The organism is Rhizobium cauense, assembly GCF_019511525.1.
Taxonomy (GTDB): domain Bacteria; phylum Pseudomonadota; class Alphaproteobacteria; order Rhizobiales; family Rhizobiaceae; genus Rhizobium; species Rhizobium cauense.
Genome location: NZ_JAEUAT010000005.1, coordinates 226,500 through 253,411 on the forward strand (window position 1 = coordinate 226,500; position 26,912 = coordinate 253,411).

The 26,912-nt window shown below is 59.6% G+C and carries 27 protein-coding genes and 1 tRNA gene; 20 read left to right on the plus strand and 8 right to left on the minus strand.

Going from position 1 to position 26,912, the window contains the following annotated elements:
* Positions 1-2: 2 nt before the first annotated feature.
* Together JNB88_RS11715 and JNB88_RS11720 are read right to left on the minus strand one after the other, a co-directional pair.
* Positions 3-959, minus strand: coding sequence for an ABC transporter permease (locus JNB88_RS11715; protein WP_220355610.1), 957 nt, complete (start codon positions 957-959; stop codon positions 3-5).
* 146 nt (positions 960-1,105) lie between these two features.
* A complete protein-coding gene (locus JNB88_RS11720; protein WP_037131919.1) occupies positions 1,106-2,755 on the minus strand; it encodes an ABC transporter substrate-binding protein in 1,650 nt (549 codons plus the stop codon).
* A gap of 304 nt (positions 2,756-3,059) precedes the next feature.
* Here JNB88_RS11720 and JNB88_RS11725 point away from each other — a divergent pair, with 304 nt between their 5' ends.
* The 8 genes from JNB88_RS11725 to JNB88_RS11760 all read left to right on the plus strand — a co-directional run bounded on the left by JNB88_RS11725 (position 3,060) and on the right by JNB88_RS11760 (position 10,270).
* Positions 3,060-3,965 (plus strand): dihydrodipicolinate synthase family protein, encoded by a 906-nt coding sequence (locus JNB88_RS11725; protein ID WP_220355611.1) that lies wholly within the window; start codon positions 3,060-3,062, stop codon positions 3,963-3,965.
* Positions 3,966-3,976: 11 nt separating this feature from the next.
* Positions 3,977-5,164 carry a sialidase family protein gene (locus JNB88_RS11730; protein ID WP_220355612.1) on the plus strand — a complete coding sequence of 396 codons (1,188 nt, stop codon included), beginning with the start codon at positions 3,977-3,979 and terminating at the stop codon, positions 5,162-5,164.
* Positions 5,165-5,506: 342 nt separating this feature from the next.
* Positions 5,507-6,640 (plus strand): iron-containing alcohol dehydrogenase, encoded by a 1,134-nt coding sequence (locus JNB88_RS11735; RefSeq protein WP_220355613.1) that lies wholly within the window; start codon positions 5,507-5,509, stop codon positions 6,638-6,640.
* Between the two features lie 33 nt (positions 6,641-6,673).
* Complete coding sequence (gene pdxA / locus JNB88_RS11740) at positions 6,674-7,663, plus strand: 4-hydroxythreonine-4-phosphate dehydrogenase PdxA (RefSeq protein ID WP_037131928.1); 990 nt, start codon at positions 6,674-6,676, stop codon at positions 7,661-7,663.
* Between the two features lie 75 nt (positions 7,664-7,738).
* Entirely contained in the window at positions 7,739-8,704 is a 966-nt protein-coding gene (locus tag JNB88_RS11745; protein ID WP_220355614.1) for a hydroxyacid dehydrogenase, read from the plus strand.
* Positions 8,705-8,734: 30 nt separating this feature from the next.
* Positions 8,735-9,784 carry an Ldh family oxidoreductase gene (locus JNB88_RS11750; RefSeq protein WP_220355615.1) on the plus strand — a complete coding sequence of 350 codons (1,050 nt, stop codon included), beginning with the start codon at positions 8,735-8,737 and terminating at the stop codon, positions 9,782-9,784.
* A 116-nt stretch (positions 9,785-9,900) separates the two neighbouring features.
* Positions 9,901-10,083: a hypothetical protein gene (locus JNB88_RS11755; protein ID WP_220355616.1), complete on the plus strand. Its 183-nt coding sequence runs from the start codon at positions 9,901-9,903 to the stop codon at positions 10,081-10,083.
* Positions 10,049-10,270, plus strand: a complete 222-nt coding sequence (locus JNB88_RS11760) for a hypothetical protein (protein WP_220355617.1) — start codon at positions 10,049-10,051, stop codon at positions 10,268-10,270. Before JNB88_RS11755 ends, JNB88_RS11760 begins: the two co-directional genes overlap by 35 nt.
* Here the strand turns inward: JNB88_RS11760 and JNB88_RS11765 are convergent.
* Positions 10,249-10,323: transfer RNA gene (locus tag JNB88_RS11765), tRNA-Gly, on the minus strand. The genes JNB88_RS11760 and JNB88_RS11765 overlap by 22 nt on opposite strands.
* Positions 10,324-10,574: 251 nt before the next feature.
* Here JNB88_RS11765 and JNB88_RS11770 point away from each other — a divergent pair.
* The 4 genes from JNB88_RS11770 to JNB88_RS11785 all read left to right on the plus strand — a co-directional run bounded on the left by JNB88_RS11770 (position 10,575) and on the right by JNB88_RS11785 (position 13,073).
* Positions 10,575-11,084 carry a prolyl-tRNA synthetase associated domain-containing protein gene (locus JNB88_RS11770; protein WP_037131937.1) on the plus strand — a complete coding sequence of 170 codons (510 nt, stop codon included), beginning with the start codon at positions 10,575-10,577 and terminating at the stop codon, positions 11,082-11,084.
* Between the two features lie 53 nt (positions 11,085-11,137).
* Positions 11,138-12,103, plus strand: coding sequence for a thioredoxin (gene trxA, locus JNB88_RS11775; RefSeq protein ID WP_220355618.1), 966 nt, complete (start codon positions 11,138-11,140; stop codon positions 12,101-12,103).
* 112 nt (positions 12,104-12,215) lie between these two features.
* Positions 12,216-12,875: an LON peptidase substrate-binding domain-containing protein gene (locus JNB88_RS11780; RefSeq protein ID WP_037131942.1), complete on the plus strand. Its 660-nt coding sequence runs from the start codon at positions 12,216-12,218 to the stop codon at positions 12,873-12,875.
* Positions 12,876-12,884: 9 nt separating this feature from the next.
* Positions 12,885-13,073, plus strand: coding sequence for a Trm112 family protein (locus JNB88_RS11785; protein WP_007794429.1), 189 nt, complete (start codon positions 12,885-12,887; stop codon positions 13,071-13,073).
* A gap of 4 nt (positions 13,074-13,077) precedes the next feature.
* On the opposite strand, the gene JNB88_RS11790 is transcribed toward JNB88_RS11785, so the two are convergent.
* Complete coding sequence (locus JNB88_RS11790) at positions 13,078-14,373, minus strand: ubiquinone biosynthesis hydroxylase (protein ID WP_220355619.1); 1,296 nt, start codon at positions 14,371-14,373, stop codon at positions 13,078-13,080.
* Between the two features lie 5 nt (positions 14,374-14,378).
* On the opposite strand from JNB88_RS11790, the gene tesB reads away from it, so the two are divergent.
* The 6 genes from tesB to JNB88_RS11820 all read left to right on the plus strand — a co-directional run bounded on the left by tesB (position 14,379) and on the right by JNB88_RS11820 (position 21,923).
* On the plus strand, positions 14,379-15,263 hold the full coding sequence (gene tesB, locus JNB88_RS11795) for an acyl-CoA thioesterase II (protein ID WP_220355620.1): 885 nt from the start codon (positions 14,379-14,381) through the stop codon (positions 15,261-15,263).
* 210 nt (positions 15,264-15,473) lie between these two features.
* Complete coding sequence (locus tag JNB88_RS11800; protein ID WP_019280527.1) at positions 15,474-15,824, plus strand: P-II family nitrogen regulator; 351 nt, start codon at positions 15,474-15,476, stop codon at positions 15,822-15,824.
* Positions 15,825-15,852: 28 nt separating this feature from the next.
* Positions 15,853-17,283, plus strand: coding sequence for an ammonium transporter (locus tag JNB88_RS11805; RefSeq protein WP_220355621.1), 1,431 nt, complete (start codon positions 15,853-15,855; stop codon positions 17,281-17,283).
* Positions 17,284-17,525: 242 nt separating this feature from the next.
* Positions 17,526-20,192: an FtsK/SpoIIIE family DNA translocase gene (locus JNB88_RS11810; RefSeq protein WP_220355622.1), complete on the plus strand. Its 2,667-nt coding sequence runs from the start codon at positions 17,526-17,528 to the stop codon at positions 20,190-20,192.
* A gap of 132 nt (positions 20,193-20,324) precedes the next feature.
* Entirely contained in the window at positions 20,325-20,996 is a 672-nt protein-coding gene (locus tag JNB88_RS11815) for an outer membrane lipoprotein carrier protein LolA (RefSeq protein WP_220355623.1), read from the plus strand.
* Positions 20,997-21,119: 123 nt separating this feature from the next.
* Entirely contained in the window at positions 21,120-21,923 is an 804-nt protein-coding gene (locus JNB88_RS11820; protein WP_220355624.1) for an exodeoxyribonuclease III, read from the plus strand.
* Between the two features lie 4 nt (positions 21,924-21,927).
* Here the strand turns inward: JNB88_RS11820 and JNB88_RS11825 are convergent, their stop codons facing one another.
* Both JNB88_RS11825 and JNB88_RS11830 read right to left on the minus strand, forming a co-directional pair.
* Entirely contained in the window at positions 21,928-22,383 is a 456-nt protein-coding gene (locus tag JNB88_RS11825) for a cyclic nucleotide-binding domain-containing protein (RefSeq protein WP_037131960.1), read from the minus strand.
* Position 22,384: 1 nt separating this feature from the next.
* A complete protein-coding gene (locus tag JNB88_RS11830; RefSeq protein ID WP_037131962.1) occupies positions 22,385-23,068 on the minus strand; it encodes a response regulator transcription factor in 684 nt (227 codons plus the stop codon).
* Between the two features lie 144 nt (positions 23,069-23,212).
* On the opposite strand from JNB88_RS11830, the gene JNB88_RS11835 reads away from it, so the two are divergent.
* Positions 23,213-23,761 carry a L,D-transpeptidase family protein gene (locus JNB88_RS11835; protein ID WP_222857996.1) on the plus strand — a complete coding sequence of 183 codons (549 nt, stop codon included), beginning with the start codon at positions 23,213-23,215 and terminating at the stop codon, positions 23,759-23,761.
* 139 nt (positions 23,762-23,900) lie between these two features.
* A complete protein-coding gene (locus tag JNB88_RS11840; RefSeq protein WP_220355625.1) occupies positions 23,901-24,731 on the plus strand; it encodes an aldo/keto reductase in 831 nt (276 codons plus the stop codon).
* Positions 24,732-24,780: 49 nt separating this feature from the next.
* Here the strand turns inward: JNB88_RS11840 and JNB88_RS11845 are convergent, their stop codons facing one another.
* Together JNB88_RS11845 and leuC are read right to left on the minus strand one after the other, a co-directional pair.
* Positions 24,781-25,320, minus strand: coding sequence for a SixA phosphatase family protein (locus tag JNB88_RS11845; protein ID WP_037131966.1), 540 nt, complete (start codon positions 25,318-25,320; stop codon positions 24,781-24,783).
* A gap of 112 nt (positions 25,321-25,432) precedes the next feature.
* Positions 25,433-26,842: a 3-isopropylmalate dehydratase large subunit gene (gene leuC / locus JNB88_RS11850; protein WP_037131969.1), complete on the minus strand. Its 1,410-nt coding sequence runs from the start codon at positions 26,840-26,842 to the stop codon at positions 25,433-25,435.
* Positions 26,843-26,912 lie beyond the last annotated feature (70 nt).

The window sequence follows — 26,912 nt, forward strand, 5'->3', positions numbered from 1 at the left end:
GGTCAGCGGCTCCTTCTTGCATCGTTGGCGCGCGGATCAAGCAGCGGATAGAGCACATCGACCAGGAGGTTCGAGGCCATGACGAGGAAGGATCCAATCAGCGTGATTGCCAGAATGACGGGGTAATCCGAATTGATCAGTGCCTGAACGGTCAGGCGTCCGAGACCCGGCAGGCCGAAGACGAGCTCGACGAAGATCGCACCGTTGACGATGGTGATCATGATCAGGCCGAGCTGCGTGACGACGGGGGTCAGCACAGGGCGCAGGATATGACGCAAGGCGACCACGATTTCGGGAACACCCTTGGCGCGAGCGGTGCGAACGAAATCCTCGGAGAGAACCTCGATAACCGCTGCGCGTGTCTGACGCACGATGAGCGCGATCGGCTGAAACGAAAGGACAACCAGCGGCAAAATGATGCGCGTGTCGAAGACGCCACCCCAGCCGTAAGGCACTTTGATCATGGGCAGCAACACGATGAGACCAACCATGAGCAGTGGACCGGCCACATAAGCGGGGATTGCCCAGAGGAAGAGCGCGCTCCCGAGGATCGTGTAGTCGAGCCGCGAATTCTGGTTAAGCGCCGCGATCATGCCAAGTGGAATGGCAATGACGGCGGTCAGGATGATGGAACAGAGCGCGAGCTGGAAGGAAACTGGCGCGGCGGCCGAGACCATGGCCCAGACCGAGCGGCCCGAGGTCAGCGAGTTGCCGAATTGACCATGCAGCAGGTTCCAGATGTAAAGACCGAACTGCGCAATGAACGGCTTGTTCAGGCCCGCGCTTTCGCGGATGGCCTCGATGCGCTCGGGATTGTAGGCGACGTCGCCTGGTGCCCGCAAAAAGATAAGCTTGATAGGATCGCCGGCGCCGTAGAAGGCCAGTGCATACACGGCCAGCATCACGATCAGCACGGACGGAATCCAGATGGCAAACCGGGTTAGCACATAGCGTAACAAGGTTACCTCCCACCTGTTGCCGGCATGGCTCCGTGTTCGGGTCCTCCCCGCGGAGATGCCGTCTCTTCTTGAAACTTGCGCGAAGGCCTTGCGGTCTTCGCGCGGTTGCTAATGCCCGGAGGCTGTCTTTCTGTGCGGTCGCCGGCTCAGCCGACCGAGATGTCCCAAGGCGCCACGACCTGCCAGTCGAGGTTCTTTTCCATGCCCTTGACTTCTTTCGTCGCCCAGCGCGACATCGCCTGAGAGTACCACGGAATGAAGGCCCAATCGTCGCGGAATGCCTTCTGTGCATCCTGTGCGAGCTTCACACGCTGCGGGTCGTCCGCTGCCTTGGTGGACGCTTCCGCGAGCGCAGCATCGACCTTGTCGTTCTTGTATCCGCCGAGCTTGTTCTGTGCGTTCGACGAGGTCGACGCGATCGAGCCGGCAAGGTAGGAAACGGCATCGGGTACCCGGGTGCCGACGTCATCGCGGAAGATCTGCACCGCGTTTTGATCCGGACCGGCATAGGCGTCCTGCTGAGGCTTCATGTCGACAGCCGTGATGCCGAGGTTCTGCCGCCATTGCTCGGCGATGAACTGGGCTGCGGCTTCGATGGCGGGAGCAGAGATCCCGACAAAGAGGATCTTCGGCAACCGTTCCGGCCCGCCGTAGCTCGACTCGGCAAGCAGCTTCTTGGCCGCTTCCGGATCGTAGGGATAGGGCTCGAAACCGGAATTGTCAGCGCCGGGAACGGAGTTGAGAATCTGGTCCGCTTTCTTGTGGGGACCATCCGGGTAGGAGGCCTTGAAGAGGCCGTCGCGATCGATAGCCATAATCAGCGCCTGACGAACCTTCGGATCGTCCATCGGAGCGCGCTTGATGTTGAACCAGAAATGCTGGCTGGTGGGGATCAGCGGACCGGCAGAGAATTCCGGGCCGAGATCTTGAATGATCGTGGAAGTGACCAATTCCGTGTGAGCATTGAATTCGCCGGATTTTATCAGCGATGTCGCCGTCACGTTGTCTTCGATCGACGTGATCTCGATGCGTGCCAGCTTCGGCTTGGGGCCAAAGAAGTTCTCATTCGGCTCGAACACAAGTTTGCCGGCGTCGATGTCGATGCTGGTCAGCTTGAAGGGACCGGAGTAGACCGCGCTGCTTTCTGGCTTGTACCAGTCGACGATCTCCTCTCCATCACTGCCACGCGACTGCGCGGCCTTGGTGATCGGCGCGATGTGGTTGGCGAGACGCATGAAGAAGATCGGATCGGCGTCTACAAGCGTCACGACGACGGTGCCTTCATCAGGCGTTGCAACGCCCGTGAGCTCGTTTCCGGAGCCGCCGCTGATCTCCTTGTATCCCTGAACCTTGCTCAGCACCTGGTCGGCGCGCTGGCTCTTGGTGTTCGGCATGGAGGCGACTTCCCAGGAGCCCTTGACGTCGGCAGCGGTAATCTTGCTACCGTCCGAAAATACCGCCTTGGGATCGATCTTGAAGGTCCAGACTTTGTTGTCCGGGGACTCCCAGCTGGTGAAGACGTAGGGATGGATCTTGCCTTCGCCGTCGAAGTACATCGGCGAGGCCCACCAGATCGAGTTCCAGCGGAAAGGAACGCCGCCGCCGCGCAATGGCGACCAATCCTGGTTGAACGCCGGATTGGCGACCTTCAGGACCTGGCCGTCATCGGCAAGCACGATGCGGGCGTTCATCCCGAATATCGTGAGGCCGACGCCAGCGGCGAGGCCCAGCTTCAAGGCCTCGCGGCGCGACATCTGCGCTTTTTGCGCAGCATTCCCTTCATTCCGTTCAGTCATCGTGTCCTCCCATGACAAAATGCGTGAGCCACACTTCCCACTCTATCCCGAAAGCGCGTCACCATATGCCGAGACACTCGCTCGATAATGTAAATATGTCAACAGAAATTAATTCTCTATCCGAGTAGCGAGTAGAGGCGAAATATTTTCTTTATATTTTTCAGTAATTTAAAAAATGATGTGTTTGACAATCCCTATTGTCATATTGACAACACGGCCTGTGGGGATGATGAAAATCGCATCATGCGGGCTTGAGCTCCCGCCTTTGCCGCCATCGATGCGGTGTTCATCCGAGGAGGACGATATGAACGATCACAAGATTACAGGCGTGTTCAGTGCGGCCGCGACACCGCTCAATGCCGATGGCACTCCGGACCTTGGCCTGTTCACGGAGCACTGCCAACGTCTGTTGCAGGAAGGTTGTCATGGCGTGGCTCTGCTGGGCACGACCGGCGAGGCAAATTCGTTTTCCTCCAGCGAACGTCGGGAAATTCTGGAGGCGGCACTCAAGGCAGGGGTACCAGCAGACAAGCTCCTTCCGGGCACGGGCGTCGTCGCCATTCCCGAAACGGTGGAACTGACTAGGCATGCCCTCTCGCTCGGTGTGACGAAGGTCGTGATGCTGCCGCCCTTCTACTATAAGGGCGTATCCGATGATGGATTGTTTGCCGCCTACTCGCAGGTTCTGGAAAAGATCGGCGACAGCCGACTGCAGGTTATTCTGTACCACATCCCCCAGGTTTCCGGCATTCCGCTCTCCATTCCTCTGATCGGCAGGCTCATCAAGGCGTTCCCTGACAATGTCGTTGGCATCAAGGAATCGGCTGGCGATTTCAATAACATGCAGGCAATCATCGCTGCATATCCGGGCTTTTCCGTGCTGGCGGGCGCTGATCCGCTGCTGTTGCCCCTGCTGAAGGCGGGAGGTGCCGGCTGCATCACGGCTACCTCCAATCTCGTCGCGGACTCGCTGCGCACCGTTTATGACAAGGTTCACGACGAGACGCGCGCTGGCGAGGTGGAGGTAGCGCAGGCTCGTATCAATGCCTACCGAACGCTTTCCAACTCCTATGTGCAGATCCCGACGATCAAGGCCATGGTGGGTCTCAAGGCTGGCAATGAAGCATGGCGGCGCACGCGTGCTCCATTGATGCCGATCAGTGACGCCGACTATGCCGCCCTTTCCGTGGCCTATGCAAAGCTGCCGTAAGGAGCGCGATCATGAGATTTACAGGTTTGCCGCCCGAGGCGGTTCCGGCGCTGATGACCGGTGAGATTGTTGCCAATGGGAGTGAGAAGTCGCGCGCAGATGCGTATCTGCCTTCCCCCTGCATCCAGAACCATGCCGCCAACCTGGCCTTTCTACCTGACGGCACGCTAACCTGTGTCTGGTTTGGTGGCACGATGGAGGGTATGGGCGACATTTCTGTTTACATGTCGCGGCTTGCCCCAGGCGCCAAGGTTTGGTCGCAGCCGGAAAAAATGTCCGACGATCCGACAAAATCCGAGCAGAATCCGTTGATTTTCAGTGCGCCGGACGGAAAGGTCTGGCTGCTTTACACCTCCCAGACATCGGGCAACCAGGACGGCTCCATCGTTAAGTGCAGGATCTCCGCGGATGGCGGCAAGACATTCGGCGAGGTGCGTGTTCTCTGCGATATCCCAGGTACCTTTGTCCGTCAGCCGATCACTGTGAATGACCACGGCGCCTGGTTGTTGCCGATCTTCCGCTGCGTCGGTTTGCCCGGCGAACGCTGGACGGGCGACGTGGATACGGCTGGCGTCCTTATCTCGCGAGATGAAGGGAAAAGCTGGAGCTTGACCGAGGTGCCCAACAGTGTTGGGGCGGTTCACATGAACATCGTTTCTATCGAAGGCGACGAGCTTGTAGCCTTCTATCGGAATCGTTTCTCGGAGTCGGTGCTGTCCAGCCGCTCGAGCGATGGCGGTGAGCATTGGAGTGCGCCGCAGGCGATCGATCTGCCGAACAACAACTCGTCCATTCAGGCGACAAGACTGAAAAATGGCGTTGTTGCAATGGTTTATAACCATTCGAACGGGCAGATGTCGGACGCTAGGCGCCAGTCGCTCTACGATGAGATTGAGGGCGATGAAGAGAATGTGACCGTGCCGGCGCACGTGATCGAGCGTCGTAGGGCCGTCTGGGGGGTGCCTCGCGCGCCACTCAGTCTCGCATTTTCCAGCGACGGCGGCGTTACTTTTCCGCGTCGCACCGATCTCGATACCGGTGACGGCTACTGCCTCAGCAATAACTCGAAGGACTCCGTGAACCGCGAGTTCTCCTACCCTTCGATCGTTCAGGGGTCCGATGGCACGGTGCACATCGCCTATACCTACTACCGACGAGCCATCAAGTATGTCCGGCTTTCGGCCGACGCCACCGCTTAACGCTGTCGCGGGTTGCCAGCGAGCATTCTCGATCCGACGCCGCGCGTGATGAGCGGTTGCGTCGGGTCGGCTTCTTTATTTGACAACTTCATATGATTTGCGAGGTGGTTCGGCGCCCGCAGCGGCTTCGTTTCTGCCTAAGCAGTTGTTTCCAGTTTATTTGTTTAAAATCATATAGATAGATTTTCCGCTTTGTTCCGTCTTTGGCCACCTCGATAAGGGAATGCAGAATATTTTCCGATGCGATCAATCTCCCGACTTGCCAAATGCGGGTACATTGTATAACAAATTTACATCTTTGTGACGCGGGGCGTCGCAACACCTGCAGGGAGGAGTGGTCCAGTGGCCAGCTTGGATTCACCTATCACAATTGTCCGGCCGCATCTGATCGAGTTCGGCGTCGGCACCGCTGAGCGCCTCGGCAAGTGGGCCGCAGACAAGGGCTACAGCCGGATCCTTGTAATCTCCGACGCCTTCAACGCGACACGAGTCGATGCACTGGCGCTCAACGGGGAAGTCACGGTCTTTGCCGACGTGACGCCGGAGCCGGATACTGCCAATCTCGACAAGGTGCTGGTCGCCGCGAACGCAGCGGACGCCCAGCTCATTGTCGGTTTTGGTGGTGGTAGTGCGATGGATCTTGCGAAGCTCGCCGCTGTGCTCGCCGGTTCGTCACAGACGCTGCACGACGTCGTTGGACCGAACAAGGTCAACGGGCCCCGCCGCGTCGCTCTGGCACAAGTGCCGACGACTTCGGGGACCGGAAGCGAGGCCGGTATCCGGGCTCTCGTCACCGACCCGAGGACGATGGCCAAGCTGGCTGTCGAGAGCATGTATATGCTTGCGGATATCGCGGTTGTCGACCCAGCCCTGACCTTTAGCGTGCCTGCGCGTACGACCGCGGCAACCGGCGTTGACGCGATGGCGCATTGCGTCGAGGCGTTTACCAACCGCAAGGCCCATCCAATGATCGATCTCTATGCGATCGAGGGCACACGGCTGGTCGGGAAATATCTTGCTCGGGCCGTTCGGGACGGTTCCGACGCGGAGGCGCGTGCCGGTCTGTCGCTGGCCTCACTCTATGGCGGCTTCTGTCTTGGCCCTGTCAATACGGCGGGCGGTCACGCGCTCGCCTATCCGCTTGGTACGCGTTGGCATGTAGCGCATGGTGCGGCAAACGCCCTGATCTTCCCGCATGTTCTTGCGTTCAATACGCCGGCGGTTTCCGAGAAGACCCGTATCATCATGGAGGCGCTTGGCCAGAAGACCTCTGACAGTATCGAATCCGTCTTTGATGCTGCTTACTCCTTCTGCGCTGAACTCGGGATTGAGATGAAGCTCTCCGGCCTCGGTGTACCCGAAAGCGATCTGGACGCGATGGCAGACGATGCTTTTGCGATCCGTCGCCTCCTGGACAACAATCCGCGCGATCTGTCGCGTGCCGATATCCGCTCGATCTACGAAGCGGCCTTTTAGGGCTCGCTTCCATTCAAAAGAGGACCGTGAGTGATGGACAGGAATGCGAAAGTTGCCGTGACGCTCGGCGATCCGGCCGGCGTCGGCCCCGAGGTGATCGTCAAGGCACTTGCGACGATGCCGGAACTGGAGCGGCGCGATTTCGTCATCGTCGGCAATACGGAAGCGCTCGAGCGTGCCAATCGCGCTGCGGCAGCCGGACTTTCCTTTGCGCCGGCAGACGCTGTTGCGGCAGGCAAGATCGCGGTCGACGAAGTGGAGCTTGGTGCGCCACTGCCTGAGATCGGCAAGGTCAGCCCGGTCGCCGGCGACGCCTCCGTTCGGTACATCAGTCGCGCGGTCGATCTTGCGATGTCGGGCAATGCCGATGTCATTGTTACCGCGCCGATCAACAAGGAAGCGATGAACCTTGCCGGTCATCACTACGACGGTCATACGGGCCTGCTTGCGCACCTTACCGGTTCGAAGAGCTCGTTCATGCTGCTCGCTTCAGAACGACTGAACACGATCCACGTTTCCACTCATATCTCGCTCAAGGGTGCGATCGAGCGCGCCAAGACCGAACGCGTGCTGGCAACGATCGAGGCAGGACACAATCATTTCATGCGCCTTGGCAAGAAAGCCCGCATCGCGGTTGCTGGCCTCAACCCGCATTGCGGCGAAAACGGTCTTTTCGGTACCGAGGATACCGAGTTCCTGGCGCCTGCCGTCGAGCTGGCGCAGGCGAAGGGTATCGATGTTGTTGGTCCTATCTCGGCCGACACCGTGTTTGCTCGCGCCTACAACGGCGCCTTCGATCTGGTCATCGCGCAGTACCACGATCAGGGTCATATCCCGATCAAGCTCATCGCCTTTGATACTGCCGTCAACGTGTCGCTCGGCTTGCCGATCGACCGTGTGTCTGTCGATCACGGCACGGCCTTCGATATCGCCGGCACGGGCAAAGCCAACCATGTAAATATGCTTTCGGCCATTGCCTACGCGCGGCTGATGGCACGATCCCCACGCCGACAGGCCGCCTGACACCTGAACGCGCTCTAAACTGTCGAGGCGCAGTGCTGCGCCGTCTGCCGCTTTGCTCGTTGGAGGAGATGAGCGATGGAAAGAACTGTTGTCATTCTGGGAGGTGAACTGGCGTCGGAAGGACGCTTGGTTCTTGAGGATGCCGGTGTAAATGTCGTCTCCACGCAACCCTACATCGACCGCCAAGGCGTGATCGAGGTGATGAGGGTTCACCGACCCGACGCCGTCATCGTGCGCCTGCTTGCCGATCTTCTCGGGCCTGAAGAAATGCGGGCCGGCGGACAGCTTCGGCATATCGCCAAGCATGGAGTCGGAACCAACGACATTGATGTGAAGGCAGCGACGGCGCTCGGTATTCCGGTATCGATGACCACGGGCAGCAATGGACACTCTGTGGCCGAGCACGCACTCGCGTTGATCATGGCGTTGGCCAAGGACCTGCCGCGCCAGGATGCGCTGATCCGGGACGGCATCTGGGATAAGAACCAATACAAAGGGCGTGAGTTGCGCGGCCAGCGACTCGGTCTTGTCGGCTTCGGCTTCATCGGCCAGACGCTCGCGCGAATGGCCGGCGCCATCGGCATGATCGTCTCAGCCTTCGATCCGCATGCGCCGGATGACGCCTTTCTTGATGGAATCATCCGCGAAACGGACCTGGATACGCTTCTGGCGAGCTCTGATGTCGTCAGCCTGCACTGTCCATTGACGCCGGAGACGCAGAATCTGATCGACGCCCGCCGCATGGGGCTGATGAAACGAGGCGCGTTCCTGATCAACACGGCGCGTGGCGAAGTTGTCGACGAAAAGGCACTGGTTTCAGCCCTTGAAGATGGTCATCTCGCCGGTGCCGGATTGGACAGTTTCGCAGTCGAGCCGCCCGGCACAGAAAATCCGCTATTTCAGCTGTCGAACACGCTGGTAACCCCACATGTCGCCGGCGTCACGCTCGATGCCAAACGCGCCGTTTCGGTCATGTCGGCCGAAAACGTGCTGGCAGTGCTCAACGGAAAGACCCTTGAGCCCCGCTTTCTGGCGAGCTGACGCTTGGTGTCGGCAAAGATGGAGACAAACATGGGCGAGACACCGGATACCCGCTACGAAGCGGATAGGCTGCGTCAGTTCGCGCAGGCGCTGTTTTGCGCCGCCGGACTTGAGGAGAGCAAGGCGGCCGCGGTTGCCTTCTATCTCGTCGAGGCCGATCTGATGGGGCACACGACGCATGGTCTGGCACTGGCCGGTTGGTACCTGCAAAGTATCGCCGATGGTGTGATGAAGCGCGAGGGCGTGCCGGATATCTTGTCCGATCGCGGACCGGCCGTTGCATGGCAGGGGCGACGGCTTCCCGGTGCCTGGTTGACATCCGAGGCGGTGAAGCTTGCCTGCGAGCGCGCGGCGACCTACGGCACGGCGACGATCGCAATCGCCGACAGCCATCATATCGGCTGTCTTGCCGCTTATCTCACCATCGCAACCGATCGCGGCTACATGGTCAGCATCGCGAGTTCCAGCCCATCCGGGGCGCAGGTCGCTCCGTTCGGGGGACGAAAGGGTGTCTACACGCCTAACCCCGTCGCTCACGGCATTCCGACACCTGGTGATCCCATTCTGATCGACATCAGCGCCTCGATCACGACCGTCAACATGGCGCAGCGGCTCGCGCGCGAAGGCCGGCAATATGAGCGCGAATGGCTGATGGACGAAAACGGCGAACCGAGCAACGATCCGCGGGTCATCGAACGTGGGGGTACGCTGTTGCCGGTCGGTGGGCTCGACCATGGTCAGAAGGGCTATGGCATGGCGCTTCATGTTGAGGCCTTCACGCAGGGCCTTGCCGGTCTTGGACGTGTCGATGATCTCAAGGGTACGAACGCTGCCGTCACTGTTCAGGTTTTCGATCCGGACGCTTTTGGTGGCCGAGATGCCTTTCTGCGGCAGACGGGCTGGCTTGCCGAGGCGTGCCGCAGCAATCCGCCGCGGCCGGGCGTGACGCGCGTTCGGCTACCCGGAGAGAACGGCCTTGCGCGCAAGCGCGATGCCCTCATCCATGGAGTACCACTGCACGCCAACATCATGTCATCGCTGGCCACTCATGCCGAAAGACTCCGGGTCGCCATGCCCTAGTCCCGGGGCGCTTGTCTTATCCCGGACAAAAGCACGTGGAGAGTTCGGTTGAACCGTTTCGATCGGCTCTACGAGCGGCTAAGTGTTTACAAAGTGTAAACACCGTGAGGGATGAGATGAGAAGCTTCGCAGCAGGCTTGACCGCGGCTCACTTGGAGCAAATGCTGGCGCCATACATCGCCGAGAGGCAGGTGGATGCGGCTCGCGACAATGCTGAGCGCGGCAATCAGCGTGACACTGTTCCCGCCAAGGAAGCGGCAGGGAATGGCTGGACATCGTCTCGCGATTATTCGCGCTGATCCATATTTCCGAGAAACCAGAGCCGACGATTTGGCATTGCTGAACGTCGGTTTCTTGTTGCGTAGCGATTTAGCTGCGCCATTGCGCGGTATTTTTAATGTATTGAAAATACAGGCAATTGTCAGGCCGAAGCCTGAATTCAACATCGCCCTAGTAGGAGAATTTGGAGCGGGCGAAGGGATTTGAACCCTCGACCCCAACCTTGGCAAGGTTGTGCTCTACCCCTGAGCTACACCCGCTCAATCCGCATCGGTCCGGGGTAGTTGTGAGGACCGTGGGCGCCACCTTGCGGCGACGGGCGCTATATCGCCCAAACGATTTTCAAATGCAACAGGGAAATGACGGAAATTCGAAGAAAAATTCCAAAGCCATATTCCCAAACATCGGAAACGCCGCAAATGCAGGGCAAAGTGTCGATCAGAAGCGTTGCAAAAGGCGGTGGCGGGACGTAATCAGGCACCTATCACCATCCGACCGCATGGATTTTACAATGACCGACGCGACACCGAAGACCAGGGACGATCTTTTTGCCTTTCTTGATGGTCTTGAGATCAAGCACAGCACTAAGAACCATGCGCCCGTCTTTACGGTCGCCGAATCGGTCGCGTTGCGTGACGAGATTCCGGGCGGCCACACGAAAAACCTCTTCGTCAAAGACAAGAAGGATCAGTTCTTTCTGCTGACTGTGGAAGAGAACGCAGCGGTCGATCTGAAGACGGTGCATACGCTGATCGGTGCCGCCAGCAAGGTCTCATTCGGCAAGCCGGAAAAGCTGATGGAGTACCTTGGCGTCGCACCCGGCTCGGTCACCGCCTTCGGGGCAATCAATGACGAGGGTGGAAATGTGACCTTCGTTCTCGATGCCGATCTTATGAAGGACGAGATTATCAATTGTCATCCGTTGTCCAACGATGCCACGACATCGATTGCAAGCAGCGATCTCATTCGCTTTATGGAAGCGACAGGACACAAGCCGCTTGTCTTGAAAGTGACGTCCTGACATACGATTTTAGCGCTAGAAAAGCCGGCTGACCGGCACGGCGGGAGATATCCATGAGCGGCAACGACAACCCTTACAGCAATTCCTTCGGCCAGATGACGGCAACGGCGAACTACGGGGCGGCCCCGGTTGCCGGCGCGGGCGGTTACATCAAGGATACAACGACCGCGAATTTCGCGAAGGATGTCATCGAGGAGTCGCGCAACCAGCCGGTTCTCGTCGATTTCTGGGCGCCATGGTGCGGTCCTTGCAAGCAGTTGACCCCCGTGCTCGAGAAGGTCGTCAATGAAGCGCAGGGCCGTGTCAAGCTGGTCAAGATGAACATCGATGACCACCCTTCGATCGCCGGGCAGCTCGGTATCCAGTCGATTCCAGCCGTGATCGCCTTCGTTGGCGGTCGTCCGGCCGATGGCTTCATGGGTGCAGTGCCCGAGAGCCAGATCAACCAGTTCATCGATCGCATTGCCGGTCCGGCGGGCGCCGACCAGGCCGCCGAAATCGAAGGTGTCCTCAAGGAGGCCGACGAGCTGTTGGCATCCGGCGACATCAATGGTGCCGCACAGCTCTACGGCGCCGTCATGCAGGCCGATCCCGAAAATGCAAAGGCTTTGGCGGGAATGGCGGAGTGCATGATAGCCGCAAACCAGCATGAACGCGCGCGCGAGGCGCTGACGGAATTGCCGGAGGAAATGGCGAAAGATCCTGCGATCCAGGCTGTGTCGAAGAAGCTCGATCAGATCGAGGAAGCACGCAAGCTCGGCGATCCCGTGGCCCTGGAGCAGGATCTTGCGCGAAACCCTGACGATCACGAAGCTCGGCTGAAGCTTGCCAAGATCCGCAACGTCGAGGGGCGGCGCGAAGAATCAGCAGAGCATCTGCTTTACATCATGCGCAAGGACCGCGCTTTCGACGACGATGGCGCACGCCGGCAGCTACTGCAATTTTTCGATGTCTGGGGCTTCAAGGATCCCGCTACGGTTTCGGCGCGGCGCAAGCTTTCCGCCATGCTGTTTTCATAATTCGCGCTTCAAGTTTCGATCGGCCGCCCTTGCGTTTTTGGAGGGCGGCCCCACATTCCCGTTTGTGTGGGCGCATCGTGTCGCGTCTGCCGGCAATGCAGGACCAGTCTCTATGCAAGTGGGGAATGCACGATATTTGAAGCCCGGTGATCTTCCCGATACGATCGCTGTTTTTCCGCTTGGCGGCGCGCTGTTGCTGCCGACGGGCCAATTGCCCCTCAACATTTTCGAGCCGCGCTATCTTGCCATGTTCGATGCCGCCCTGTCGGGCAATCGGTTGATCGGCATGGTGCAACCGGCGCTGGGCGAGCAGGATGAGGCGCATTTGGCTCCGGTTGGCTGCCTTGGGCGCATCACCTCGTTTGCCGAAACGGGCGACGGTCGCTACATCGTCTCGCTCACGGGGATTTGCCGTTTCCGCCTGCTTGAGGAAAAGGAAACGCATCAACCCTTCCGAACCTTCCGCATCGCGCCCTTCATTGCCGACCTTTCGGCGCGCGACGAGGAGGATGCGGTCGATCGTGGGGCGCTTCTCGCAGCCTTCAAGGCCTATCTCGATGCCAACAAGCTCGAGGCTGATTGGGAAAGTGTCGAGCGCGCCAGCAATCTGACGCTGGTCAATTCGCTGGCGATGATGTCGCCTTTCGGACCGGCGGAGAAGCAAGCACTTCTGGAGGCCCCAGACCTCAAGACGCGGGCCGAAACATTGATCGCGATCACGGAGATCGTGCTGGCGCGTGTCTTCGGTGACTCGGACACTGTTCTGCAGTAAGCTCCGATCATGGACGAAAAGCTCAGTCGCGTTGATCCGAAACTATTGGAATTGCTGGTGTGTCCCCTGACCAAGGGGCGGCTCACCTACGACAGGGAACACAACGAACTCGTGTCGGAGAAGGCACGCCTCGCTTACCCGATCCGCGACGGTATTCCGATCATGCTGGTATCGGAAGCGCGCGGGCTCGATGACTGACGGTTCAGATCGCCTGTCCCGTCAATAGCCGGGGGTTGTCTTTGGCGGTCGTGCCGGCTGCCTGCCCGATGAAGAACGACTTGAGGCCGGGTAGCCGGTCAACAATGCCCAGACCGAAATCGCGAGCGATGCGTAGCGGCGCCATGTCGTTGGAGAAGAGCCGGTTCAGCACGTCCGTCGTGACGCCCATACGGAAAGTATCGAAGCGACGCCAAGCCTGATAGCGCTCGAGAATGTTGATCGAACCGATGTCCAGGCCGAGCCGGTCGGCGTCGACGATTGTTTCGGCAAGGGCGGCAACATCCTTGAAGCCGAGATTCAGGCCCTGGCCCGAAATGGGGTGGATACCGTGCGCAGCATCGCCCGCGAGCGCCACGCGCGGGGCCACGAAGGCACGCGCAAGCGTCAGTCCAAGCGGGAAGGCGCGTTTCTCGCCGACGACCCTCAAGGTACCGAGCTTGTGGCCGAAGCGACGTTCCAGCTCTTCCTCGAAGATCAGATCGTCGGATGTGACCAGGCGGTTTGCTTCCGGCGTCGGTTCCGTCCAGACAAGCGAGGAGCGGTTGCCTGTCAGCGGCAGGATCGCAAAAGGCCCGGAGGGAAGGAAGTGTTCTTCCGCGCAGCCATGGTGCGGGCGATCGTGCTCGACCGTCGTGACGATCCCCGACTGGCCGTAATCCCACGACACCGTCTTGATACCTGCCAGATCCCGCAGGTGGGAGCGTATACCGTCGCAGGCGACCACGAGGCGCGCTTCCAGCACGCTGCCATCCGAAGCGGTGACGCTCGCATGTGTATCTTCGATAGCAAGCCCGGTCGCGCTGAAGCCATGACGGATTTCGATGCCAAGCCGCTCGCAAGCACCGCGCAACGCCCGAACGAGCGCGACGTTCGGAATCATATGTGCGAAGGGTCGGCCATCCTCTACCTCGCCATCGAAAGTCAGGAACACCGGGCGTACCGGGTCGGACGTCTTCGAGTCGGTCACAATCATCTTGGTGATTGGTTGCGCCTCGGGCTCGATCTCGTCCCAGATGCCGAAGACTTCGAGCATCCTGCTTGCGGCGGCGATGATTGCCGATGCCCGCATGTCCTTCTGCCACACGCCCGCAGGGGCAGCCTCGAGGACGGCTACGTCGAGATGAGGCGCCGCCTGCTTGACTGCCACGGCAGCGGAAAGCCCGACATAACCCGCGCCTACAACCAGCATGTCCCGCATGGAGTTCCGTTCCGTTTCTTGTGAATATCGTATTGATCTATATAGATCATCGCTGTCGTACTTCCTACCGTCCGGAGCCATACAAAATGACGCGCCACACCGAAAAGCCGACCGCGATGGAGACGCTGCTCTCGACGCTGGATCTTGAGCCGATCGAGGTCGACATCTTTCGCGGGCGTAGCCCGCAAGTCGGCTGGCAGCGCGTCTTTGGTGGTCAGGTGATTGCGCAGGCCTTAATGGCGGCGCAGCGCACGGTGGAGCGCGAGCGCATCGTGCATTCGTTGCACGCCTATTTCATGCGCCCTGGCGACCCCTCCGTGCCGATCGTCTACCAGGTGGAGCGGATTCGTGACGGGTCGAGTTTCAATACGCGTCGCGCTGTTGCCATCCAGCACGGCGAGGCGATCTTCGCTCTGTCGGCCTCGTTCCAGATCGAGGAACCCGGCTTCGAGCATCAGATCACCATGCCTGACGTGCCCGCCCCCGAGAAGCTTCTCGATGAACAGCAGATCGCGGCTCAGTTTCTCGCCAACGCTCCAGCGCCGATTCGCAAATACTGGGAGCGTGAGCGGCCGATCGAGATCCGGCCGATCTCGCTCACGCACTATTTCTCCGACAAGAAGCTGGACCCGGTGCAGCATGTCTGGGTGCGGGCGACCGGGCCGGTTCCCGAGGATCGCTTCTACCAGGCGGCCATTCTTGCCTATCTCTCCGATATGACATTGCTCGATACGTCGCTTTATCCGCATGGAACATCGATTTTCGACCAGACGATTCAGGTTGCCAGCCTTGATCACTCGATGTGGTTTCACCGCCCGACGAGACTGGACGATTGGCTGCTTTATACGCAGGACAGCCCGTCGGCCTCCGGTGCGCGGGGGCTGACGCGAGGTAGTCTGTTTACGAGAGAGGGTGTCCTGATTGCGTCGGTCGCTCAGGAGGGGCTGATTCGTAAAAGGGCAAATGAATAAATAGTAGGCATATTTATTCATTTGGATAATTTTTGAGCGATTATTAGGCAATCATTTGCCTGTTTCTTGGTTCTCTTTTATATAATCTTTATTTTTCAATAGCTTAATTTCCACTTCGAATCTGGCACGTCCTTTGAATGTATATCCCCGGTCGCTGTTCGGGAACGTCAGCGGCAAGGAGAGTCGGCTCCGCGCCGAGGATAACGAAGGATGGGAAACCAGATGAAAATTGTGATGGCCATTATCAAGCCGTTCAAGCTGGATGAGGTGCGCGAAGCCCTCACGGCGATCGGCATTCAGGGCCTGACCGTGACCGAAGTGAAGGGCTACGGGCGCCAGAAGGGGCATACTGAGATTTATCGCGGCACCGAATATGCGGTCAGCTTCCTGCCGAAGCTCAAGATCGAGATCGCGGTTGCTTCCGAACTCGTCGACAAGGCCGTTGAGGCCATCGCGTCATCCGCCAAGACCGGCCAGATCGGCGACGGCAAGATCTTCGTCTACTCGATCGACCACGCCGTGCGTATCCGCACCGGCGAAACCGACACAGAAGCGCTGTAAGAGCGGCAGAGCAAGGGAGCCTCTTTCAATGTCAATTTCGAAGTTTTCTTCCAATTTTGCGCGGCTTGGCGCTGCGTCCGCTGCGCTCTTCGCGCCGGTCGCCGCTTTCGCGCAGGATGCAGCCGCCACGGCGGCACCTGCCGCAGCAGCTGCTCCTGCGATGACGGTCGACAAGGGCGATAACGCCTGGATGCTGATCTCTACGGTTCTCGTCCTCCTGATGACGATCCCCGGGCTGGCACTCTTCTATGGCGGTCTCGTTCGCGCCAAGAACATGCTTTCGGTTCTCATGCAGGTCTTCATGATCACGGCTGTAGCCATGATCATCTGGGTTACCTACGGCTATTCGCTGGCCTTCACGGACGGCGGTTCGCTCAACAGCTTCGTCGGTGGCTTCTCGAAGGCCTTCCTCGCCGGTGTCGATACGACCACCCTCTCCGAGAGCTTCACGAAGGGCGTAGCCATCCCGGAGCTGACTTACGTCTGCTTCCAGATGACCTTCGCCTGCATCACGCCTGCTCTGATCGTCGGCGCTTTCGCCGAGCGCATCAAGTTTTCGGCTGTCATGCTCTTCGTCGTCCTGTGGCTCACCTTCGTCTACTTCCCGCTCGCCCACATGGTTTGGTTCTGGGGCGGTCCGAGCTCCTACACGTCGCCTGCCGGCCTGATCTTCTCCTACGGCGCGCTTGATTTCGCCGGTGGTACGGTCGTCCACATCAATGCCGGTATTGCCGGTCTGATCGGCGCCATCATGCTTGGCAAGCGCACGGGTTATAAGAAGGAAATCATGGCCCCGCATTCGATGACGCTCACCATGGTCGGCGCATCGCTTCTGTGGGTTGGTTGGTTCGGCTTCAACGCCGGCTCGAACCTCGAAGCCAACTCCTATGCCTCGCTCGCGATGATCAACACCTTCGTGGCAACGGCTGCAGCGGCTGTGTCCTGGTGCCTCGTTGAAAACTTCGCACGCGGTAAGGCCTCGATGCTCGGTGCAGCTTCGGGTGCGGTTGCCGGTCTCGTTGCCATCACCCCGGCAGCAGGCTTCGCAGGCCCGATGGGTTCGATCGTTCTCGGCCTGATCGTTTCGCCGGTTTGCTACTTCTTCGTCGATGTCGTGAAGAACAAGTTCAACTATGACGACTCGCTCGACGTCTTCGGTGTCCATTGCATCGGTGGTATCCTCGGTGCAATCGGTACCGGCATCCTCGTGAATCCTGCACTTGGCGGCGCCGGCATCGTCGATTATTCGACGGCCGATTTCGCGGCGGGCTACCCGGGTACTGCCACGCAGGTTCTCGCTCAGCTGAAGGGCGTTCTGACGACGATCGTATGGTCGGGCGTCGGCTCTGCGATCCTCTACAAGATCGTCGATGTCGTCATCGGCCTACGCGTTACCGTCGAAGCCGAGCGCGAGGGTCTCGACCTGTCGACCCACGGCGAAGCTGCTTACCACTCGTAATCAAGGCATTGCGGCGCTTGCACAAAGCAGGCGCCGCTGAACAGCCCGTCGCGGCCTGTCCAACCGGATAGACCGCTCTTGGCCCGGACCTCCATAGGTTCGGGCTTTTTTATTTTCCGGTGCGAGATGTGGGGACGGCATGGTTAATACCGCTTTAACCGTCCTCTGATTAGGTGGGGCGAAGGTACTGGGTGCAGACGCCTGGCGATTCGCACGCTCTCACGCATTGGACGGGTACACATATGGCAAGAAGCACATCGCCAGCAATGGATGGCCGGCCGGACCGTTTTTCCCTTTCGGGCTTCATGTTCCGGCAGGCGCAGACCCTCTTGGGGTTTGCAATCTTCCTGCTGCTCGCGTTGGCGGTCGCAGCGCTTGCGACGTGGAACGTCACTGATCCAAGCTATTCCTATGCGACCGGCAACGAGCCAACCAACATATTGGGCTACGGTGGGGCGGCCTTTGCCGATCTCGCCATGCAGTTCTTCGGGCTGGCGAGTGTTGTCGCACTGCTGCCGGTTGTGGCCTGGGCGCTTGCATTGATCTCGGGCCGCCGCTTCAGCCGCATCCCGGCGCGAGCCGCCGCCTGGGGACTGGGCTCGGTGCTCTCCTCGGCCGTCATCGGTTGTTTTCCGCCGCCGCTGACCTGGCCGATCCCCAACGGCATCGGCGGCGTCATCGGCGATATGATCCTGCGGTTTCCGGCGCTGTTTGTCGGCGCCTATCCGACCGGCGCCTTCGCGACGGCGGTCGGCTGCGTGGTTGCTGTCCCGACCGTGTGGATGATGCTGTTTGCCGCCGGCATCGTCGGCCGTAGCGACGAGGAAGAAGCCGAGGCAGAGGAGGAGGCGTATGCAAACACGCGTTCGAAACTGCGCTCGGTGGGTGACGAAGACGAGGATGAGGATGAAGGCGGCTGGCTTGCTTTCGGTGCGCTGACGCACGCCTGGTACATGAGCCAGGCCCGGCTTCGACGACTGCTCGGGATGGGGCCGCGAAAGCGGCGCCAGGAAGATTTCGAGTCACCATACGATTTCAATGATGACGAGTTCGGCAAGCTGAACGAACCGGTGCGCGCAAAGGCGCCCGCCACGCGCGGCGAACGCATGGACCCATCGATGGAGCCGCGCGCTGCCTCGCAGCGTCGCGTCGTTTCTACGCCGTCCATTTCGCTCAACGATGACGACGACGATGACGATGCGCCGTTCGACGACATGCCGCCGCGTCCGGCCGATATCCTGCCTGACGACGACGACTGGATGATGCGTGCTCCCACCAAGTCCAGCGGCGGGCGTTCGGAACCGCGCGTCGTCCAAGCTGCAGCGCGGCCGAAACCTGGCGCTCGCATGGAGCGCGAGCAGCAGGGATCCTTCATTCGTCCCGAAGGTTTCCAGCTTCCCTCTATGCATTTGCTGGCCGAACCGAAGAACGTGGTGCGCGATTCGACGCTGTCTGCCGACGCGCTGGAGCAGAATGCGCGCATGCTCGAAGGCGTGCTGGAAGATTTCGGCGTCAAGGGCGAGATCATCCATGTGCGTCCGGGTCCGGTCGTCACCCTGTACGAACTCGAGCCGGCTCCGGGCATCAAATCGTCACGCGTCATCGGTCTTGCCGACGACATCGCTCGCTCGATGAGTGCTATCGCTGCCCGCGTCGCTGTCGTGCCGGGCCGTAACGCGATCGGCATCGAACTGCCGAATTCGACGCGCGAAACAGTCTACCTGCGCGAACTGATCGCCTCGCGGGACTTCGAAGGGTCGAAGGCGAAACTCGCCATGGCACTCGGTAAGACCATTGGTGGCGAGGCTGTTATCGCGGATCTGGCGAAGATGCCACACCTGCTGGTGGCTGGTACGACCGGCTCCGGTAAGTCGGTTGCTATCAACACCATGATCCTGTCTCTGCTCTACCGCATGACGCCGGAGCAATGCCGCCTGATCATGATCGATCCGAAGATGCTCGAATTGTCTGTCTATGACGGCATTCCGCACCTTCTCTCGCCTGTTGTTACTGATCCGAAGAAGGCTGTTGTTGCGCTCAAGTGGACCGTCCGCGAGATGGAAGAGCGCTACAAGAAGATGTCGAAGATCGGCGTCCGCAATATCGACGGCTTCAACAGCCGTGTCGAGCAGGCCCTTGCCAAGGGCGAGGTCATTTCCCGAACCGTGCAGACGGGCTTCGATCGCCATACAGGCGAGGCGATGTACGAAACGGAAGAATTCGACTTGCAGCCCATGCCTTATATCGTCGTCATCATCGACGAGATGGCCGACCTGATGATGGTCGCCGGCAAGGACATCGAAGGCGCCGTGCAGCGCCTGGCGCAGATGGCACGTGCCGCCGGCATTCACGTCATCATGGCGACGCAGCGTCCCTCCGTCGACGTCATTACCGGCACCATCAAGGCAAACTTCCCGACCCGCATTTCCTTCCAGGTGACCTCGAAGATCGACAGCCGCACGATCCTTGGCGAGCAGGGCGCGGAACAGCTGCTTGGTATGGGCGATATGCTCTACATGGCAGGCGGCGGACGCATCCAGCGCGTTCATGGCCCGTTCGTTGCAGATATGGAGGTGGAAGAGATCGTTTCCTATCTTAAGACGCAAGGCGCACCGCAATATCTCGATGCGATCACCGCAGATGACGACGAAGATGGCGACTATGGCGGTGGTCCGGCGGGGACGTCCAATCTCTCGGATTCCGACGATCCGTACGATCAGGCGGTTGCCATCGTTCTGCGTGACGGAAAGGCATCTACGTCGTATATTCAGCGCAGACTGGGCATTGGGTATAACCGCGCCGCATCACTGATCGAGCGGATGGAGCAGGAAGGCATCATCGGTCCCGCCAACCACGCTGGAAAACGCGAGATCCTTGTTCCGACCGAAGGCGATATCCTCGACCGTTGAAGTCGCATCAATAGATGACGCGGTCTTCACGGAAACCTGATGGTCTCGAAATCGTTAGTTTATGCAGGTCTGCGAACTACGCCTTGAAGGCGCCGCGTTTCAGCAGCATTCAGTTGCATAAAGGAGACATAGATGAACAACTCCGATTCATTCCTGGATCGCATCTTAATGACCCGGCGCCATATGATGGGCACGTTGGCGTTCGCAGCGGCATCTGCGATCCCGATGGTTGCCTATGCCCAAGCGGCATCCGCTGCATCCAGCAGCGCGACGGCACAGGCAATTGCAGACCATTTCTCGAGCGTCGCGACCATGCAGGGCGAATTTGTTCAGTTCGGCCCGCGCGGCGAGCAGACGGGCGGGAAGTTCTACATCCAGCGTCCCGGCAAGCTGCGCTTCAACTATGACAATCCCTCGCCGATCCGTGTCATCGCGGATGGGAAGAACGTCGCTATCGGAAACATGAAGCTCAAGACGTGGGACCTCTACCCACTGTCGAAGACACCGCTCAGCCTGCTGCTGGCGCGGCGGATCGATCTGTCGTCCGGTTCGGTAAGAAGCGTGAAGCAGGAGTCCGACCTGACGACCATCGCGCTCGGCAACAACACGGTTTTCGGCAACTCGACGATTACGATGATGTTCGACCCGAAGACCTACGATCTCCGCCAGTGGACGATCACGGACAACCAGGGCAAGGACACGTCGGTGATGGTCTTCAACGTCAAGACAGGCATGCAGTTCGACGACAAGGTCTTCAGGGTGCCGTACGAGGTAATCCCGGGAACGGCCGCCTACCGCGACTGATTTCTATTGCTTTGCAAGAAGAACGCCCTGCGATTGCGCGGGGCGTTTTTCTTTGCATGCATCCGTTCCATCGGCGCAGCCTTTACTCTAAAGCCAGTTCGTTGGGCTTTGAAAGGCAATCGAATGGGCTTCTCGGTTACTACTTGGAATATCAATTCTCTCAGACTTCGCATGCCGATCGTCGAGCAATTCGTCCTCAAGCATAAGCCAGACATCCTTTGCCTTCAGGAAACCAAGGTTCCGAACGACCTGTTTCCCGCACTGCCGCTGCGCTCAATGGGCTACGAACACATCATCATCCATGGCCAGAAGGGCTATCACGGCGTCGCTATCGCATCGCGTTTTCCGCTGGTCGAAGACCACCGGCAGGACTATTGCAAGGTCGGCGATGCGCGGCACATCTCTGCGGTCTTCGAGCGCGGTGGCCGGCGCATTCGCCTGCATAATTTCTATGTTCCGGCTGGTGGCGACGAACCGGATCGGACGATCAATCCGAAGTTCGGTCATAAGCTCGACTTCATCGAGGAAATGAAGCAGCTCAAGGCAAACGGCGAGGCGAACACCTCGGCAATCCTGGTTGGCGATCTGAATATCGCTCCGCTCGAGCATGACGTCTGGTCACACAAGCAGCTACTCAAGATCGTCAGCCACACGCCGGTAGAGACCGAGGGCCTGCTGGAGGTGATGCAGCGCGGCGCCTGGCTAGACCTGATGCGGCAGCACGTTCCGGAAAATGAGAAGCTCTATACATGGTGGAGCTATCGCGCCAAGGACTGGGAAGCTGCCGACCGCGGCCGCCGCCTCGACCATATCTGGTCCTCCAAGGACCTTGGCCCCCACCTGCAGCGCATCGACATTCTGAAGGAAGCGCGCGGTTGGGAACGGCCGTCCGACCATGTGCCGGTCACGGCGCATTTCAACCTCTGAGCCGTCAGGCGAAGCGGTGAAGCTGGGCCGCGGCTTTGGCCGCGAGCTCGGCGATGTTGTCGCGAATTCGGCTCTCGATCAGCCGGGCGGCATCCGGATACTCCTCGATCAACCGATGAAAGAGCGAACGGGTGATGCGGATGATGCTCGTGTCTTCCGTCGCAATGGCCGTAAACTTGCGCTCGACCAAAGTGATCAGCGCAAGCTCGGACAGGAGCGTGCCGGCTCCGACAGTGCTTTGGATTTCGGGCTGGCCATCGCGGCCAGTCCGGCTCAGCTCGACGCCGCCATTGAGGATGACATAGGCGCTTTCTGCCGGTGATCCTTCCCGGAAAAGCATTTGACCGGTCGAAATGACGCGTCGGTCTGCACCAAAGGCAATCAGCCGCAACTGGTCCTCGGACATGCCGTGGAACAGAGGCAGCTGCGAAAGCAGCCTGATGTCATCGTTCAGCGCCATGTTACGGTATGATCTTGTAGCCGCCGTTTTCCGTTACCAGAATCTCGGCGTTGGAGGGATCTCGCTCGATCTTCTGGCGCAAGCGATAAACATGGGTCTCGAGCGTGTGGGTGGTCACGCCGGAATTGTAACCCCATACTTCTTCCAGCAGCACGTCGCGGGTGACGACCTTCTGTTCCGCACGGTAGAGGTAGCGGATGATCGCCGCTTCCTTCTCGGTCAGGCGGATCTTCTGGCCACTGTCCATCGTCAGCAGCTTCTGGCTCGGCTTGAAGACGTAGGGGCCAACGTTGAACGTGGCGTCCTCGCTCTGCTCGTGCTGGCGCAGCTGCACGCGGATGCGCGCAAGCAGGACGGCAAAGCGGAAGGGCTTGGTCACGTAGTCGTTGGCGCCGGCTTCCAGGCCAAGTATTGTGTCCGAGTCCGTATCATGGCCGGTCAGCATGATGATCGGAGCCTTCAATCCGCCCTTGCGCAACAGCTTTACGGCCTCGCGCCCATCCATGTCGGGCAGTCCGACGTCCATGATGAGCAGATCGATCGGCGTCGACCGCGCGCGCTCGACGCCCTTGGCCGCTGTCGATTCCTGGAGGACCGTGAACTCGTCATAGAGAGAAAGCTGCTCCGTGAGCGTTTCGCGGAGGTCGTCATCATCATCCACCAAGAGAATGGTGCGTGCGGTCATGCGGCTCTATCCCTCGCCTTCGGTCCCGTCAGTCCTACGCCAATTTTCCATCATTGGCAAAGATCGGGTGACCGAGCTGTTGTCGTATACGATGCTATGTGATTTCAATCCTGATCCTAGCAATGGCCAACACATGTGAGAAAAATGGAGAAAACAAGGCGCTCGCGACCGATAAAGTCGATGACCCTCCTCGTTCGTCCTGCGCCGGGCAAAAAAAGCCGTGCTCTGGTCCAGCTCGGCACGATTACCGTGCCGGCCGCAATCGGCCGCTCGGGGCGAACAGCCCTCAAGCGCGAAGGGGACGGTGCTACTCCTATTGCTTCGATGAAGCTTCTCTCCGGCTTTCGCCGTGGCGAGCGGCCCGCGCGCCTCGAGACGCCGCTCGCGATTCGCCGCATCAGGGAGGATATGCTCTGGTGTGACCAGCCCGAAGATCCGAACTATAACAGGCTCGTCAAAGCGCCATTCCGGCCAAGCCACGAGGAAATGAAGCGCAAGGACAGGCTATACGATGTCTGCCTCGTTATGGACTGGAATATCACGTCGCGAGCGCGCAACCGAGGCTCGGCAATCTTCTTTCATCTGATCAAACCCGGCTACGAGCCGACAGCGGGATGTGTGGCCGTTCATCCGCGCGATATGCGGCGTCTTCTTCCGTTTATGCGCAGGGGCACCGTCGTGCGCGTTCTTTGATACCGGGGGTGATAAATCTGCTGCGGCGACCTATATGCTTTTTCGACCGGCGCACGGGCTGAAATGCGCGCAGGGAAATCCGCATGACTGCGGGTTCAATCACGCCCCGTCCAATTCTTCAAACTTCCGGAGACATATTGTGGCACAGCAACCCATCATCACTTTCCATGACGGACATTCCATTCCCCAGGTGGGCCTTGGCGTATGGCAGACGCCCCAGGAGATCGCAGCACCGACGGTGCGTACGGCCATTGCCGCCGGCTATCGTCACATCGATACGGCATCCGGCTACGACAACGAGGAAGGTGTCGGCGAGGGCATTCGCTCGTCCGGTCTCGATCGCAAGGACATTTTCGTTACCACAAAACTGCGCAATACCGATCAGGGCTACGACGCGACCATGCGCGCGTTCGAGGGCAGCCTGAAGAAGCTCGGTACGGAATATGTCGACCTCTACCTCATCCACTGGCCGTCGCCGCACCGCGGCCTGTATCGCGAGACCTGGAAGGCCTTCGTGAAGATCAGGGAAGAAGGGCGCGCGCGGTCGATCGGAGTTTCCAACTTCTATCCCGACCACCTCGAACAGATCGTCGGCGATACTGGTGTCGTCCCTGTCATCAACCAGATCGAGTTGCATCCCGATTTCCAGCAGCGGGCGGCGCAGGAAGCGCACAAGAAGCTGAACATTGCCACCGAATCCTGGAGTCCGCTTGGCCAGGGCAAGTTGATCGCCGATGCGACGATTGGCGAGATCGCCAGGAAGCACGGAAAGACACCCGCCCAGGTCATCATCCGGTGGCATATAGACAGCGGCCTTGTCGTCATTCCGAAGTCGGTGACGCCTTCGCGCATCGAGGAGAATTTCAAGGTCTTTGACTTCAAGCTGGATGCGGCGGACATGGCCGCGATTGCCAAGCTCGACGACAAGAACGCCCGTATGGGGCCGGATCCCTACACGGCCAATTTCTAACCTGACTCCGTCTCCCTTCTCTCAAGGCGAGGGGAGGGAGACACTCCCCTCACACGAGTGAGCGCGGCGTCACGAACCGTTCCAGCACGCCGCTCTTTGGTTTCAGCTGTTTCCATCGATCGACATCGAACTCGATCACCGCAAGGGCAGCAGTCGGGAACTTTTCTTTGATATCGATACATGCCTCCGGATCGCCTGCGCCGATGAGGCCGTCCGCAAGATCCTGAAAACCGGGATTGTGCCCGATCAGCAAGAGCGTTCCGATCGATGGATCGATTGTCTGTATGACGGCAGCGATTTTTGCCGCAGAGGCTTCGTACAGCTCGTCGGTATCTTTCTTTGCAATCGAGGGCGGGAGCTTTTTGGCGACAAGTTCCCAAGTTTGCTGCGTTCGGCGAGCTGACGATACCAGCACAAGGTCAGGGATGAGTTTTTCACGCGCCAGGTAGCGGCCCATCAGCGGTGCCGCCTTCTCTCCCCGGCTTGCCAGCGGGCGGTCGTGGTCGTCCACGTTCTCTGGCCATGCGGATTTAGCATGACGGAGAAGAAGCAAGCGTCTTTTCTGGGGCAGTTTTGTTGCGGCGTTCATGTTGCTCACCGGAATGGAGCGAAGTTTCGAACGCGGCTATTGTCTCACCGAATGCGTCCGGTGTCTGCTGGGATCGCCTCCCTCTCGCAGTAGAGAGGGAGGCTTCCTTTTCTTAGTTCCAGTCGCGAATATCGACGAAGTGACCGGCAATCGCGGCTGCGGCTGCCATGGCAGGGGAAACCAGGTGTGTGCGGCCCTTGAAGCCTTGGCGGCCCTCGAAGTTGCGGTTCGAGGTCGAGGCGCAGCGTTCGCCGGGCTTCAGGCGGTCGTCGTTCATGGCGAGGCACATGGAGCAGCCCGGCTCGCGCCAGTCAAAGCCGGCGGCCTTGAAGATCTTGTCGAGACCTTCCAGCTCCGCCTGTTCCTTCACGAGGCCGGAGCCTGGAACGATCATGGCGTTGACAGTTGACGCAACAGTCTTGCCTTCGACAACCTTGGCAACGGCGCGCAGGTCTTCGATGCGGCCGTTGGTGCAGGAGCCGATGAAGACCCGGTCGATGTTGATCTCGGTGATCGGCGTGCCGGGCTTCAGGCCCATATAGTCAAGCGCGCGCCACTTGGAGGCGCGCTTCGTCTCTTCCGGGATTTCGTCCGGGTTCGGAACGACACCCTGAACGGAAATGACGTCCTCCGGCGAGGAGCCCCAGGACACGATCGGCGGTAGTTCGGCGGCGTTGAGCTTCACAACACGGTCGAAATGCGCGCCCTCGTCCGACTTGAGGGTCTTCCAGTAGGCAATTGCCTGCTCTAGAGCCTCGCCCTTCGGCGCACGCGGCTTGCCCTTGATGTACTCGAAGGTGGTTTCGTCGGGTGCGATCAGGCCGGCGCGGGCGCCGCCTTCGATCGACATGTTGCAAATCGTCATGCGGCCTTCCATCGACAGCGCGCGAATGGCTTCGCCGGCATACTCGATGACGTAGCCGGTGCCGCCGGCCGTGCCGATTTCGCCGATGATGGCGAGAACGATATCCTTGGCAGTGACGCCAGCCGGCAGCTGGCCGTCGACCTGCACCAGCATGTTCTTCGCCTTCTTCTGGATCAGCGTCTGGGTGGCGAGCACGTGCTCGACCTCAGAGGTGCCGATGCCGTGCGCCAGCGAGCCGAAGGCGCCGTGCGTCGAGGTGTGACTGTCGCCGCAGACGATCGTCATGCCAGGCAAGGTGAAGCCCTGCTCCGGTCCGATGATGTGGACGATGCCCTGACGCTTGTCGTTTTCCGAGTAGTACTCGACATTGAACTCGGCGGCATTGATGGCGAGCTGCTCGACCTGGATGCGGCTTTCTTCGTTCTTGATGCCGAGATGGCGATCCGGCGAGGTCGGGACGTTGTGGTCGACGACAGCCAGTGTCTTCTCCGGTGCACGAACCTTGCGGCCGCTCATGCGCAGGCCTTCGAAGGCTTGCGGGGAGGTGACTTCGTGGACCAGGTGGCGGTCGATGTAGAGAAGACAGGTGCCGTCGTCCTGTTGATCGACCAGGTGGTCGTCCCAGATCTTGTCGTAGAGGGTACGCGGTGCGCTCATGGCGGTAAGTCCGTTCTTGGATGCGTATGGAAAAATGGAGCTGGTGGCGGAGAGGTCCGCCGGCCGTCAT

Excerpts from the sequence above, each read along its gene's own strand:
- JNB88_RS11805 (WP_220355621.1), top strand. The coding sequence starts at position 15,853 with ATGTCAATTTCGAAGTTTTCTTCCAATTTTGCGCGGCTTGGCGCTGCG.
- JNB88_RS11745 (WP_220355614.1), top strand. The coding sequence starts at position 7,739 with ATGGAAAGAACTGTTGTCATTCTGGGAGGTGAACTGGCGTCGGAAGGA.
- JNB88_RS11750 (WP_220355615.1), top strand. The coding sequence starts at position 8,735 with ATGGGCGAGACACCGGATACCCGCTACGAAGCGGATAGGCTGCGTCAG.
- JNB88_RS11845 (WP_037131966.1), bottom strand. The coding sequence starts at position 25,320 with ATGAACGCCGCAACAAAACTGCCCCAGAAAAGACGCTTGCTTCTTCTC.
- JNB88_RS11810 (WP_220355622.1), top strand. The coding sequence starts at position 17,526 with ATGGCAAGAAGCACATCGCCAGCAATGGATGGCCGGCCGGACCGTTTT.
- JNB88_RS11800 (WP_019280527.1), top strand. The coding sequence starts at position 15,474 with ATGGGAAACCAGATGAAAATTGTGATGGCCATTATCAAGCCGTTCAAG.
- JNB88_RS11780 (WP_037131942.1), top strand. The coding sequence starts at position 12,216 with ATGCAAGTGGGGAATGCACGATATTTGAAGCCCGGTGATCTTCCCGAT.
- leuC (WP_037131969.1), bottom strand. The coding sequence starts at position 26,842 with ATGAGCGCACCGCGTACCCTCTACGACAAGATCTGGGACGACCACCTG.
- JNB88_RS11725 (WP_220355611.1), top strand. The coding sequence starts at position 3,060 with ATGAACGATCACAAGATTACAGGCGTGTTCAGTGCGGCCGCGACACCG.
- JNB88_RS11785 (WP_007794429.1), top strand. The coding sequence starts at position 12,885 with ATGGACGAAAAGCTCAGTCGCGTTGATCCGAAACTATTGGAATTGCTG.
- JNB88_RS11820 (WP_220355624.1), top strand. The coding sequence starts at position 21,120 with ATGGGCTTCTCGGTTACTACTTGGAATATCAATTCTCTCAGACTTCGC.
- JNB88_RS11770 (WP_037131937.1), top strand. The coding sequence starts at position 10,575 with ATGACCGACGCGACACCGAAGACCAGGGACGATCTTTTTGCCTTTCTT.
- pdxA (WP_037131928.1), top strand. The coding sequence starts at position 6,674 with ATGGACAGGAATGCGAAAGTTGCCGTGACGCTCGGCGATCCGGCCGGC.
- tesB (WP_220355620.1), top strand. The coding sequence starts at position 14,379 with ATGACGCGCCACACCGAAAAGCCGACCGCGATGGAGACGCTGCTCTCG.
- JNB88_RS11755 (WP_220355616.1), top strand. The coding sequence starts at position 9,901 with ATGAGAAGCTTCGCAGCAGGCTTGACCGCGGCTCACTTGGAGCAAATG.
- JNB88_RS11720 (WP_037131919.1), bottom strand. The coding sequence starts at position 2,755 with ATGACTGAACGGAATGAAGGGAATGCTGCGCAAAAAGCGCAGATGTCG.
- JNB88_RS11730 (WP_220355612.1), top strand. The coding sequence starts at position 3,977 with ATGAGATTTACAGGTTTGCCGCCCGAGGCGGTTCCGGCGCTGATGACC.
- JNB88_RS11760 (WP_220355617.1), top strand. The coding sequence starts at position 10,049 with ATGGCTGGACATCGTCTCGCGATTATTCGCGCTGATCCATATTTCCGA.
- JNB88_RS11825 (WP_037131960.1), bottom strand. The coding sequence starts at position 22,383 with ATGGCGCTGAACGATGACATCAGGCTGCTTTCGCAGCTGCCTCTGTTC.
- JNB88_RS11835 (WP_222857996.1), top strand. The coding sequence starts at position 23,213 with ATGGAGAAAACAAGGCGCTCGCGACCGATAAAGTCGATGACCCTCCTC.
- JNB88_RS11790 (WP_220355619.1), bottom strand. The coding sequence starts at position 14,373 with ATGGCTCCGGACGGTAGGAAGTACGACAGCGATGATCTATATAGATCA.
- JNB88_RS11830 (WP_037131962.1), bottom strand. The coding sequence starts at position 23,068 with ATGACCGCACGCACCATTCTCTTGGTGGATGATGATGACGACCTCCGC.
- JNB88_RS11815 (WP_220355623.1), top strand. The coding sequence starts at position 20,325 with ATGAACAACTCCGATTCATTCCTGGATCGCATCTTAATGACCCGGCGC.
- trxA (WP_220355618.1), top strand. The coding sequence starts at position 11,138 with ATGAGCGGCAACGACAACCCTTACAGCAATTCCTTCGGCCAGATGACG.